This is a genomic window from Micromonospora sp. NPDC049529, from assembly GCF_055586685.1.
In genome coordinates, this window is record NZ_JBVJHT010000008.1 from 179,998 (window position 1) to 192,766 (window position 12,769).

Annotated in this window: 7 protein-coding genes and 1 pseudogene; 3 read left to right on the forward strand and 5 right to left on the reverse strand. The window is 70.2% G+C overall.

All coding sequences use genetic code 11. The annotated features are described in order from the left end of the window. Positions 1 to 155: 155 nt before the first annotated feature. The 3 genes from ACZ6QQ_RS16040 to ACZ6QQ_RS16050 all read right to left on the reverse strand — a co-directional run bounded on the left by ACZ6QQ_RS16040 (position 156) and on the right by ACZ6QQ_RS16050 (position 3,981). Complete coding sequence (locus ACZ6QQ_RS16040) at positions 156 to 1,886, reverse strand: thiamine pyrophosphate-binding protein (protein ID WP_465876999.1); 1,731 nt, start codon at positions 1,884 to 1,886, stop codon at positions 156 to 158. A gap of 88 nt (positions 1,887 to 1,974) precedes the next feature. Further along, positions 1,975 to 2,853 (reverse strand): alanyl-tRNA editing protein, encoded by an 879-nt coding sequence (locus ACZ6QQ_RS16045; RefSeq protein WP_465877001.1) that lies wholly within the window; start codon positions 2,851 to 2,853, stop codon positions 1,975 to 1,977. 84 nt (positions 2,854 to 2,937) lie between these two features. Continuing rightward, positions 2,938 to 3,981, reverse strand: coding sequence for an LLM class flavin-dependent oxidoreductase (locus ACZ6QQ_RS16050; RefSeq protein WP_465877003.1), 1,044 nt, complete (start codon positions 3,979 to 3,981; stop codon positions 2,938 to 2,940). Between the two features lie 83 nt (positions 3,982 to 4,064). On the opposite strand from ACZ6QQ_RS16050, the pseudogene ACZ6QQ_RS16055 reads away from it, so the two are divergent. Then, positions 4,065 to 4,256 (forward strand): annotated as a pseudogene (locus tag ACZ6QQ_RS16055) (4'-phosphopantetheinyl transferase superfamily protein); the annotation flags it as partial. A gap of 111 nt (positions 4,257 to 4,367) precedes the next feature. On the opposite strand, the gene ACZ6QQ_RS16060 reads toward ACZ6QQ_RS16055, so the two are convergent. Continuing rightward, positions 4,368 to 5,105 carry a hypothetical protein gene (locus tag ACZ6QQ_RS16060; RefSeq protein ID WP_465877163.1) on the reverse strand — a complete coding sequence of 246 codons (738 nt, stop codon included), beginning with the start codon at positions 5,103 to 5,105 and terminating at the stop codon, positions 4,368 to 4,370. Between the two features lie 797 nt (positions 5,106 to 5,902). Between ACZ6QQ_RS16060 and ACZ6QQ_RS16065 the strand changes: the two genes are divergently transcribed. Continuing rightward, complete coding sequence (locus ACZ6QQ_RS16065) at positions 5,903 to 6,052, forward strand: RICIN domain-containing protein (RefSeq protein ID WP_465877004.1); 150 nt, start codon at positions 5,903 to 5,905, stop codon at positions 6,050 to 6,052. A gap of 133 nt (positions 6,053 to 6,185) precedes the next feature. Here the strand turns inward: ACZ6QQ_RS16065 and ACZ6QQ_RS16070 are convergent, their stop codons facing one another. Then, positions 6,186 to 6,557, reverse strand: coding sequence for a hypothetical protein (locus tag ACZ6QQ_RS16070; protein ID WP_465877005.1), 372 nt, complete (start codon positions 6,555 to 6,557; stop codon positions 6,186 to 6,188). A 631-nt stretch (positions 6,558 to 7,188) separates the two neighbouring features. Here ACZ6QQ_RS16070 and ACZ6QQ_RS16075 point away from each other — a divergent pair. Continuing rightward, complete coding sequence (locus ACZ6QQ_RS16075; RefSeq protein WP_465877007.1) at positions 7,189 to 12,768, forward strand: type I polyketide synthase; 5,580 nt, start codon at positions 7,189 to 7,191, stop codon at positions 12,766 to 12,768. Position 12,769: the final 1 nt, after the last annotated feature.

Below are 12,769 nucleotides of genomic sequence, written 5' to 3' on the forward strand. Positions count from 1 at the left end.
TTGGCAGCCGGTCGGATTTGGGGTGCCGAATCGGCGACGTAGCCATCGTGCCAATCGGCCGGAACGATGGGCAAGACGCGCCTGCGTCACCGGTTAACGGTACAAATCGAGAGCCGTTTTCCGGGTGGCCTGCGCCGCCGGGGGAGAGCGGCGGGTCAGTGGATCGGCCGTTGCCTGCGGGCGCCGGAGAGCGCGTCCTGCCATGCGGCGACCGGGGGCGGAAACTCCCGATGCTCCGGCACCCGCACGTGGATGACCGAGGGACCGGCCCGACTGGCCGCTTCCTTGATCAGGACGTCGAGTTGTCCGGGATCCGGGGCCTTGGCCGCCGGCAGCCCCATCCCGTTGGCGAGCAGCACGGGATCGATGTATCCGGGGTCGACCCCGAAGTAGCGGCCGCCGAGATAGAGGTGCTGGATCATCTTGATCCAGCCCATCGCGACGTTGTCCAGGACCACGTAGGTGATGGGCAGGCACAGCCGCCCGGCGGTCTCCCAGTCGCCGAGCCCCATCGCCACGCTGCCCTCCGTGGTGAGGCAGAGAACCCGTTCGCCGGGATGGGCCACCGCGACGCCGATCGCCGCCGAGATGGCGAAGCCCATCGGGCCGTGACCGCGCGGGATGACCACCCGCCAGGCGTCGCCGGAGGCCTCCCAGAACGAAGCGAGGTACGGCGTGGGTGTTCCGGCGTCGGCGACCACCCAGGTCGAACCGCCGAATTCCCGGTGCAGTGCGCGGACCACGTCGCGTGGCTGTAACCGGTCTCCGCCAGGGTCGGGCAGAGGTGCCGCGTTGGCCCGGGCCCACTGCTGCCGTGCGGCACGGAGGGCGTCGGTCCGTTCCCGGCGCTTCGTCCTGTCGGCTGGGGGCAGGGCCCGGTGCAGCTGATCGAGTGCTGTGTCGGCGTCGGCGATCAGCGGGGTGCTGCCGGGATAGTTACGCCCGGCTCGTTGCGGGTCCAGGTCGATCTGCGCGATCCGTGTCCCGGAACGCGGGGGAGCGGTGAATCCGGCGGTGTCGGTGGCGTTCGCCCGGGTTCCCACGAACAGCACGAAGTCGGCCTTGCGCAGGTAGTCGTTGGCGTAGTCGCGGGCGCCGTTGGCACCGACCACGCCGAGTGCCAGCGGGTGGTCCTCGGCGATGGCGCCCTTGCCGTGGATCGAGGTGCCGACCGGGACGGCCGCGTGTTCGGCCAGTGCGGTCAGGGAGCGCCAGGCGCCGGACAGGTGCACGCCGCCGCCGGCGACGACGGCAGGCCGCTTCGCCTCGTCGAGGTGTGCCGCCACGGCGGTCACCGCCTCTGCGGGGGCGGGCTGGCGCTGGGCCGGGACCACAGGGACGCCGTCGGTGACCGGAACGTCGGCGGTCTCCTCCAGGATATTTTCCGGCAGGATCAGCGCGACCGGGCCGGGGCGGCCGGTGGTGGCCGCTGCGACGGCGTTGGCCACCGCAGCCGGGATGTCCGCCGCCCGGTCCACGATGCGCCGCCACTTGGTCACGGCGCTGAACAGCAGCATCTGATCGATCTCGCTGATCGCGCTGGTGCCGCGGCTGCGGTGCGGGTTGTCGGTGGTGATCGCCAGCACCGGGATGCCCGACGCGAACGCCTCACCCAGACCGCTGGCCAGGTAGACCGCCCCCGCGCCGCTCGCCGCTTCGCAGACGCCCAGCCGCCGTCGGGTGCGGGCGTACCCGTCGGCCATGTACGCGGCGTGGCGCTCGTCGCGGGCGAGCACATGCCGCAGATGCTCCGGGCTCTGGGCGATGACGTCGTAGAAGGTGACGCTGGTGTCTCCGGGAAAGCCGAAGACGGTGTCCACTCCGTGTCGAACGAGTGCGTCCACCAGCAGTTGCGCGCCGTGGCGCGGTGTCTCGTCTGCGCTCATCGATGGTTCCCCGGTGTCGCGAGCGTGCTGGCTGCGGGCAGGGTGAAGCGGTCGACGACAGCGGCCGACGACTGTTCTCGGTGTTTTCCTACCGTGGTTCCGAGGCTGCGATGAGGTGCAGTTCCCGTTCGTCCCGCAGGAAGGCGGTACGGATCTCGATCGAGGCGAGTCGGCCCAGACTGGGAACGTGGGTGCCGCCGCAGGGCATGGTGGCCACCGGGGTGATCCCACAGGCCCAGATCCGCTCGGCGGTGAACGCGTCCGACGGGCCGGTAATGGTGACCGGGGCATCCGAGGCGATCCAGGACTTGAGGGTGTCGTTGGCCTGCTCCACATAGCTGTCCAGGTCCGCCCGGAGCCGGGCGTGATCGAAGCCCTTGCGACGTAACGATTTGCCCAGCCGGTAGCGGTCCACGCTGCCGCCGACGTGATGCCGGCTGTCGATCAGGGCGGCGGCGTCGAAGTCCCGACTGCCCCGCGAGTTGCGTGGGGCGTCCTTGGTCCACAGTTCGTCGGTAGCCTCGTTGAACGCATAGGCCACTAGGTGGCAGCCGGTGTGCGCAGCGCTCAGCCACAGGCGGCGCCGGGCGTCCACCTCCAGCAGCGCGGTCTGCCCGGCCCGGGCCTGCGGCGGCGCGTCCTCGGTGATGTGCGCGACCGCGAAGACATGGTCCGGGTCGCCCCTGCGCGCGGTTACCTCCGCGCCGATGCGGATCTCGCCGGTCTGCCGGTGCAGGGAGAGGATTCGGCTGTCGGCGACCGGGGTCACGTCGGCGCCGATCGTGATCGTTCCGTGGTCGGCCGGTTGGTCCGGCCAGGCGGCCTCGCACGGGTGGAACGGCGTCGCGTCGGTCACCACCGCCCAGCGGCTGTCCGAGGTCGGCAGGATGCGCTGGATTACGCTCTCCCCGCGCACGGCTCCGCGGTGGTAGGTGATCCGGGTTTCGGTGATCTCGTGCAACGCCATCCCCGTTCAACGTCAACCGCACAAAACTACCAGACCGGACCCGAGCAAAGTCGCTGTCGTCACACTGGTAGGAGAGCATCGCGGTCAGGAGGTTTCGGCGGTGACGAGGCGTTCGGCGTACCGGATCGCAGCCATCGCGTGGAAAAGGTCGTCCTCCTCGCGGGGCTGGTTGAGAATGATCGTCCCGACCCCCAGCCGCAGGTAACGGGCGAGCAGTTCGCCGACCTCCTGGTGATCGCCGACCAGGAACGGGCAGAACTCGTTGGTGATCCGGAACGGGTACAGCCAGTAGGCTCCGTCCGGCCGGGATCGGCGTTCGGAGTCGGTCCAGATGTCGTCGTGCCAGCGGGCGTCGAACTCGTCCACCCCGAGTGCCCGGTACTCCTCCAGGTCCGGCTCTCCCGGGTAGCGGCGGTGGGCGATCTCCCAGGCCTCGGCGCTGCGGTCCCGCGCGATGATGCCGACGCGGATGCCGTGGGTGTCGAGAGCAGACGTGTCGTCGCCGAGCTCGCGGGGATGGCGCGGGTACATCAGGCGGGTCGCGCCCAGTGCCTTCGCCACCGAGGCGGCCGCGGGTGACACTCCGGCGACGAAGACGCGCGGTTCGATGCCGAGCGGCAGCTGGGGGGTCAGGTTAGCGTCGTCCAGCACGTAGTGCTCGCCGTGGCGGGTCACCGAGAGGCTGTCGCCGAGCAGGGCGGCGAGGTGCTCGCCGTACTCCAGGAGCCGCTCGTACCGCCCGTCATGGCCGGAGGTGCAGCCCAGCGCCCGCAAATGTGGCAAGTAGCCGCCGGCCACCAGGTTCAGGTCGATGCGCCGGCCGTACAGGGCGCCCAGGGTGGTGACCATCCGGGCCGCCGTGTACGGGTGCATGTAGAGCGGCTGGACGGCGACCAGCGGAACTAGCTCGGTGGTCCGCTCCAGCAGATACTGTGCGGCCAGCCAGGGATCCGGGGTGTCGTTGTCGGTGAAGATGAGCAGGCCGCGTAGGCCGGCCGACTCAGCCCGCCGGGCGACGGTGGTGATCGGCCGACAGAAGTCCTCGGGTGTCTGTCCCTGCACCAGCGGGAAGGTGCTGTAGATCTCCAGCAAGCGACTGCGCTCCTCACGGCCGGCCGTGGTCTGCAAGCCAGGATGGTGCCGGGCGCGACCCAGCTCCAGTCACCTGAACACACGACAGGCGCGACAGGGCCAGGGTCGGTCTTCGTGGTGTGACTGCGGAGTCGCAACGACGGCTGCTGGACGGCCTCGCGCATGACCAGCCGGGGATCCACTGGGACCTTCTGCTGTTCAGGGCGAGGGAGTCGATCTACAAGGCGTGGTATCCGCTGACCCACCGCTGGCTGGATTTCGAGGACGCCGTGCTGACCGTCGACCCGCGGGCGCGGACCTTCACCGGGCGCCTGCTGGTCGATGCCCGACCGGCGCCGGCCAGCGTGCACGGCCGGTATGGTGGCCGGCGGCTTGATCCTGACCTTCGTCGGCGTGCCGCCCGGGCGCGGTCTGCTGACCGATCACTCCGGGCTGGTCAGTACCACCAGCTCGTCGCCCCAGGCCTGGATGATCGGAACGAGCACCGGGTCCGGGCGCGTGCAGTCGAAGGCGTGGCAGAGCGGTCCGATCCGCGCGAAAGTGGCGCGGATCGCGGTCGGGTCACCGTCCAGTGTGCGGGTCAGCAGGTTCAGCAGCTCCTCGGCGTCCCAGTCGGCGAGGGGATGCCGGCGCAGTTCCCACGGAAGGTACTTGTGGTAGGGCCGCACCCGTCCGGCCAGCGTGAAGATCACGTCGAGGAGCCACGGCATGGATTCAGCGGCGTCGAGCCGGCGTTCCAACGAACGTCCGTCACGGTCGTTCTTGAGGGCGCGGTAGGCGTAGTTGAGCCAGCCGTCGAGCCGGCCGTGCTCGACGAGGATCGACACCGCCTCATCGGCGGTGACCGTGGACTGCCGGTCCAGTGCGGCCTGAAGTCGTCCGTTGGTGTGGTCGAGCAACACCGACGCCCACGCGAACGACCAGCGGAACCACCATCCGCCGGTGCCGAACGGCGGCACCCGCTCCAGCTCGGAGATCGTCGTCACGGACTGGTCGACCGTCGCGGAATGGCTGATCACCGACTGGTGCGCGGTGGCGTCGGCGAGGATGACGTGGATATCGAGGTCGGACCGGACGGTCGCGAGGCCCCGCCCGGCCGAGCCGGAGAGGACCAGCCCCAGCAGGTTCTCGCCGAACTCGGCGTGGTTACGCAGTGCCACCTCAGTGAGCAGCGCACGGTGCTCCGGGAGGAGATCGCTTGGCAGTCGAAGGGCGAGGGCTTGGTTTGTCACACTAAGACTCCAAGATCGGTCTGAACGGCGACGCCTACGGACAGCTGATCGGCTCCGTGGGCAGGGCCGCTGCGGAAGCCACGGCAACCGTGGTGCCCGGCGCCAGATAGGTTAGCGGACCAAGATCCCTGGCCCGTGGTTCGCAGGGCGTTGGGGCACGGCGTGGCGGTGATCGATAGCTGGAGATCTCCGGTAGGTGGTTTAGCGACTAAGCAACACCGAAGGCCGACCGGAAACCTCGTGCCCAGCGTAGCGGCAGCGAGGCGTCGTTACCTGACCGACGCGCAGGGGCCATGTTGGAGCCGCTGCTGCCTGCCGAAACCGCCGAGCGCGCGATCATGCGCATGGGCCAGCAGAGACATCAAGGACGGAATCTGACGCGAGCGCGGTTCGGTTCGCCCTGGCGAGTCGTGCCTGCGGCGTATCCGCCCCGGCAAACCCTCTACCGCTGGTTCCGGCGCGGCAGCGCGACGGTGCCCGGGCCGAGGTCCTGGCCGCTGGACCGTACGGTATGCCCGACCGGTCAACCTGTCACCCGGTGGCGACCAACTCGTCCCGGGAGACCGCCGCAGTGGTCCTCCGGTGCCTGCAAACGGTGACGAGCAACGCGGCGCCTGTCAGGGCCACACCGAACCAGCCACTGTCGAGGCGATGTACGTCGTGCAGTGACGCAGTGACACCCGTCGTGAGCAACTGTTCAAGGTTGAACCGTTCGATGAGCGGCCATGGCACGCTACCGCCTCCGGCCCGTCTACGCCGGAATGTACGTCGGTCTGGTCGGCAACGCCGCCGTGGCGGGCGTGGAGGCAGTGCAGGAACCCTGCGGCGAAGAGGCGGACCAGGAGTTTCTGATCGACGTGCTTCCGTCTCCGTGAATGGGGCGCAGCCTGGGCACAATGTCGCGTCCGGACAGGTACGTCAGACCCACGGGCCGGGTCACACCCCGGCGATGACGGTGACATCGAAAGCCGCACGGCGTGGGTGCCGACGCCGGTGCCACGGTTGCTGTTAGACGTCACGGAGAAACGCCGTGCCCGGAGCGATCTGGTAGTCGAGACCGACGCCCGTACCGTTGCCCCGGATGATGTTGCCCATCACCGTGGCGTTTCCCTTGCCGTAGCTGACATGCATCGCAAGGAAGGTGCCGCCAGTCGCGGCCGTTGGACCGGAAGATCTCGTATCGACGATCTGCCTGCGGTAATCCGGGCAGTACGTGTTCGGCGTGACGGAGTCGCCCCGGGCCCCGCCGGCCTCCCGGAGGTCGAACAGATTCCGGTCGCCGGTGCGGGCCGGGTAGAACCCGGCGATGGTGTCCAGTGATTCTTCATTCCACGTCGTCGCGTTCCGTGTCAGTGAAATGTCACGGAACTTGTTGCGCACCGCCGGTCGCTGATCCGACCGCAGAGGCCGTGGCGTCCGGCCCGTCGCGGTGACGCGGTACCCCGTCGATAGTCATGGAGTGTGGGCTAGGGACTTCCGCTGTCGCAGCTGACAGCTGACACCGAAAGAATCCATTTCCGGTGATCGGAATTCCATGGCGGACTCGCGGTGATCGGATGCCAGTAAAGCACAGGCGCAGCGCACGGGGCAACGCCTGAACCTGCATTCGCGGAAATCGGGGGAGTTGGAGGATTGGTGCTCGGTGGGACACCCTGGGCTGCTGGTATGTCCTCACCGACAACGACGTTCATCCTTCGGAGTCGGCATCCGAGGTGGTTGGGAATCCGAGGGGCGCTGTCCGTAACGCAAACGTGGGACGTGTTTTGCCAAGTCGGAGATTCGACCATGGTCGGCATGCGAATGGACCCGGGCCCGCGGAGTAGTGCATGTGGCTCACGGGTGTGAGTTGGTCGGTCGCCGTCGGTGCGTGGACACATCCCCGGACGGTCGGCGGGTGGCGGCGATGCGGGGGAGTACACAGGCTCGGACGGGCAAGGGACGGCCACGCCGACGGTTGCGGCCCGGCCGGCGAACCGCCGGTCGTGGGATACCGAGTGACGAGGAGGTCCGGATGAGCGGGGATGCGGAAGCAGTCGCAGTGATCGGGATCGGAGTTCGGCTTCCTGGCGCGGCGGACGCTGGCCAGTACTGGGCGAACCTGCGTGCCGGCCGCGAGTCGATCCTCGACGTGTCCGAGTCGGAGCTGCTCGCGGCCGGTGTCACGCCGGAGGAACTGGCAGATCCTCACTATGTCCGCCGCGTCGGGCTCGTGCCGGACGCGCAGATGTTCGACGCCGAGGTCTTCGGCATGACCGCCCGCGAAGCGCGCTTCAGCGACCCACAGCTCAGGCTCCTGCTGGAGGTCGCCCACGCCGCGTTGGAGGACGCCGGAGTGGACCCGACATCCACGGGACACGACATCGGCATGTTCGGCGCCTGCGGCCCGACCCGGTACGCCGACCTCTATATCCACGGCCGTCTGCAGCGGCACGAGTCGTCCAACGTCGTGCTCAACAACGCCGACTACGCTGCCACCTTCACCGCCTACAAGCTCAATCTCCGGGGCCCGTCGATGACCGTCCTGACGGCTTGCTCCAGCTCGCTTGTCGCGGTGCACCTAGCCTGTCAGTCGCTCATCCTGGGCGAGTGCGACGCGGCGCTCGCCGGCGGCGCGAACGTCGAGCTGCCGTACGGGCAGGGCTACCGTTGGAATCCCGGCGGTGTACGCTCCCGCGACGGCCGGTGCCGACCGTTCGACATCGCGGCCGACGGTACCCTGTTCAGCGACGGTGCCGGGGCGGTGGTGCTCAAGCGGCTGAGGGACGCCATCGCCGACGGCGACCACATCCGTGCGGTCGTGCGCGGATCCGCCCTGCACAACGACGGCTCCGCCAAGATGAGCTTCAGCGCGCCGAGTGTCGACGGCCAGCGAACCGCGATCGTGCAGGCTATGAAGGTCGCCGGGGTGAGCCCCAGCGAGATCGGCTACGTTGAGGCGCACGGCACCGCCACCGTGGTCGGCGACCCTGTCGAGTTGTCCGCCCTGAACAAGGCGTACCGGTCACTCGCCCGAGCGGACCTGCCGCCAGCCTCCATTCCGGTCGGATCGGTCAAAGGCAACATCGGGCATACCGTACCGGCGGCGGGCGTCGCGGGCCTGATCAAGCTGGCGTTGGCGCTGGAGGCCGAGGAACTTCCGGCCAGCATCAACTTCACCGCCCCGAACCCCCGGCTGGAGTTGGGCAGCACGCCGTTCTACATCAACAGCGAGCTGACACCGTGGCGGCGCGATCCCAGCCGCGTGCGGTTCGCGGGCATCAGCTCGTTCGGCGTCGGCGGGACCAACGCGCACGCCGTGATCAGCGAGGGACCTCCTCCGGTCCGCATTCCAGGGCGGGAGCGTCCGAGGATTGTCGTGTGGTCGGCCCGGACACCGGAGGCGGCGGAGGCGAGCCGGCAGCGTCTTGCCGATTACTTCGCCGGCAGTGCCGACGAGGTGTTCGCCGACGCTGTCTCCACCCTGCAACAGGGCCGTACCGCGCACGAGCAGCGCGATGCCGTCGTGGCGCGCGACCGCGCCGAGGCGGTCCGGCTGCTCCGCCGGCCCGCTCCCGCCGCCTCCGACACCGCGTCCGTGCGGCGGTCGGTTGTCTTCCTCTTTCCCGGCCAGGGGTCGCAGCACGCCCGGATGGGAGCCGGTCTCTACGGTACGAACGGCACCTTCACCGCCGCCGTGGACCGCTGCCTGGGAGCTGTGCCCGAGGGAGCGGAGTTGAAGCAGCGCTGGCTCTCCGGCGACGACGACGCAGTCCGACCCACCGCGTACGCCCAACCGCTGCTGTACGCCGTCGAGTATGCGCTGGCGGCCACACTGGCCGGCTGGGGTGTACGCCCGGACGCGCTCGTCGGGCACAGCGTCGGCGAGCTGGTCGCCGCGACGGTGGCCGGGGTCATCGCAGTCGAGGACGGAATGCGGCTGGCGACCGCGCGCGGGCGGCTGATGCAGGAGCAGCCTGCCGGGACCATGCTGGCGGTTAGGGCTGACGGTGACACGGTGGCGCGCCTGTTGCCCGACGGCTACTCGATCGCGGTGGTGAACGCCCCGGACCTCGTCGTCGTGGCCGCGCCAACCGACGCCGACGAGGGGCGGCGGCGCCTCGTCGGCGCAGGGCTGACGGTCACTGCGCTGTCGACCTCGCATGCCTTCCACAGTCAGGCGATGGCCGGCGCGGTCGAGCCGTTCGCCGCGGCCTTCGCGGGGGTGCCGCTGAGTGCGCCGGCGACGCCGGTGTATTCCGCGGCCACCGGACGCCTGCTCGGTACGCGGGAGGCTGTGGACCCCGGGTTCTGGGCCGGTCAGCTTGTCGAACCCGTGCGTTTCAACCGCGCCCTCGACGCCGCGTTGTCCGACGGCAGCCGGCTGCTGCTCGAGGTGGGTCCGCACCAGGCGCTCACCGCGGTCGCGGCCACACATTCGGCAGTCCGTGGCGGCACCTCCCTGGTCGTCCCGGTCCTGCCACGCGGGGATCGCAGGCAGCGCGATGACGAGCACACCGCCATGGCTGCTGTGGCGCGCGTCTGGCAGTGCGGTGGCCAACCCGACTGGTCCGCCCTACGCGACGGCGAACCGATGCGACGGGTGCCGCTACCGGGGTACCCGTACCAGCGGCGACGGCTGTGGATCGACCCCACTACCGGCCCTGCGGCCCCGTACCCGGCATCGTCGAGTACGACGAACGAGGCCGTGGCGGTGCCGGCGGGCGGCGGTGCCGTCACCGCGGCGACTGGCGCCGCCGCTACAACGGACGGGCAGGCGGACGCGGGCGGCCCGGCGACGACCTCCGCGTTCGCTACGGTCACCTGGACCGAGCGGCCGTTGGTCGGTGGGCGCCTACCGTCGGCCGACGGTGCGGTGGCGTTGGCCTTGCTGCCGGCCGAGCGGGACCGGGCGATGCCGGTGCTGCTGGCGTTGCAACGGCGGGGGTACCACGTGGTCCGGGTACGGCCCGGCGACCGATATGTGGCCGGCGTGCACGAGTACCAGGTGCGCCCGGAGGTGGCCGAGGACCTCGCGCAGGTGCTGGCCCGGCTCACCTCGGCAGGGACGCAGCCGAGGCTGTTCGTGCACGGCTGGGCCCTCGGCGATTGGCCGCCGGTGTCGCTTCACACCGTCGACGGGCAGCTCGGGCTCGGCTTCCACGCGCTGCACGCGCTTATGAAGGCGGCCGCCGGTACGGCGACACCGGATGCGCTCTCGGGCCTACTCGTCGTGGCCGCCGAAGCCGTCGACATCTCCGGCGGGGAGTCGGTCGTGCATCCGATGAAGGCGATGCTTCCCGCCCAGCTCCGCACCATCGCCGCCGAGACGCCCGGCCTGGCCTGCCGGATGATCGATGTCGCCAGGATCGGCGAGGACGACCTGATCGCCGAGCTGGAGGCCAGCATGCCTGAACCGCTCGTGGCACTGCGCGCCGGTCGGCGTTGGGTGCCGGGCGAACTGAGCCTCGCGCCGCAGCCCGGTGAACCGCCCCTGCGGCGGGACGGGGTGTACCTGATCACGGGCGGGCTGGGCGGGCTCGGCATGGCGGTCGCCAAGGGACTGGCCGGCACCGGACTCTGCCCCCGCCTCGTCCTTGTCGGCCGCCGCGCTCGCGCTGACGAGGACACCATCTCGGCGATCGCCGAGATGGAGGCCCTAGGCGTCCAGGTGCGAACGCACGCCTGTGACGTGACCGACCCGCGCGCACTCGCCCGGGTGTTCGACGTCACGGCAGCCCAGTTCGGCCCCGTGAACGGGGTGCTGCACCTGGCTGGCCTGCCCGGCAGCGGTATGTTGCTGCGTCGGGACCGAGCCGCTGTGGACGAGGTGTACCGGCCGAAGGTCCACGGAATGCTCACCCTGGCGGAAACACTTGCGGGCCGGCCTCCGCTGGACTTCCTGGTCGCCTTCTCCAGCAGGTCGGCACTGGCCGGCATGGTGGGCAACGGCGACTACGCGGCGGCAAACGCCTTCCTGGACGCCTTCCTCTGCGGCGGGCGGGCGGGCGGCGGGCTGGCCGGTCGCACCCTGAGCATCGGGTGGCCGGCCTGGCGCGGCGTCGGGATGCTGGCTACGCTGCCCGCTGTCACCTCGGCGGTTGCCGCCGTGCCGGCCGCCGCCACGTCGGACACCTCGGCGGCACGGGAGCGGATCACGATGATGACCGCCGCCGAGCAGTGGGAGCTGGACGAGCACCGGGTCGACGGCCTGGCGGTCCTTCCAGCCACCGGCCACCTTGACTGGGCCATGCGGACGTTCACCTCCCTCTACCAGACCCCGCCTGGGAATGCCGTCGTCCTTGAGCGGGTGGTGTTCGCGCGGCCGCTGACGGTGCCGCAGCCGATCGAGGTGCGGTTCCGGTTCGTCGAAAACGCCTCCCGGTACCGGTTTACCATCGCCTCCCGGCCGGCCGGCTCGGCGGAGCCGTGGCGCGAGCACACCGGTGGTTATGTGCACGCCATCCCACTGCCGGAGGCCGCCGGGCGGTGCGTCGACGTCGCCGCCGAGGTGGACGCGCTCGAAGAGCGGGCCATCCCGGAGATCACGCTGATGACCAACCGGATGTTCCTCCTGGGCCCCCGCTGGAGCGGCATCACCGGTGTCTGGGCGGCTGCGGATACGCAGATCGTGCGGCAGTCGCTGCCGGAGGCGTTCCTGGCCGATCTCGAGACCCATCCGCTGCATCCCGCTTTGCTCGACATCGCTACCTCGATCATGCGCGACCCGGAACGCGACGGGCTGCGCCTGCCGTTCATGTACCGGCGGTTCGCCGTGTACGCGCCGCTGCCGAAGGAGCTCTACAGCCGCATCCGCCGGCGGGAGGAGGACGAGACCAGTATCGCCGGGGACATCGATCTCTTCGCCGCCGACGGCCGGCTGGTCGGCGAGATCGAGGGCTTCACCATGCGTCGCGCGGAGCGCAGACTGTTCGGCCGGAGCGCGCCGGTCCCAGGCCGCCAGACCGGCGCGTCTGGAGGCTCCGGCGCCGCTATCACGCCGACCATCCCGGCCGTCGCGTCCGGCGCCGGACCGCTGGCGAATGCGGGAAACGGGCGCCGGCCCCCACTACCCGTCACGGAGGCAGTGCCGGCCGCCGCGTCAGCCGGCGCCGTGGTTGCCGACGGCATCAGCCCCGGGCAGGGCGCCCGGCTGCTGCTCCAGCTCCTGAGCTCACGCAGTCAGGGGCACGTGCTGGTGCGCCCTCATGCCAACGGCCGGCCGGTGCCCCTGGCGGAGCCCACTAACGGCGTGGCCGCGGTAGACTCGCCGGCCGCCGTCCGCAATGTCGCCGTCGCACGGACGGCCGCCCTGTCGTCCCCTGTGGCATCGGCGACCCCGGCCGCCAGTGGATTGCCGGCCGGCACGGCCGCCGCGGGTCCGGTTATCCCCATCGAGGATCGGCTGCGAAACCTGTGGATCGAGGTGCTCGGCACCGACGACTTCACCGTCGACTCGGACTTCTTCGAACTCGGCGGGGACTCGATGAGCGCGGTCCAGATGCTGGGCCGGATCCGCGACGTGTTCCGACAGGAGATCGGCATTTCTTCGATCTTCGACAATCCATCCGTCGGAGAGCTGGCGACCATGCTGCGCGACCAGGGCGCGCGGTGAG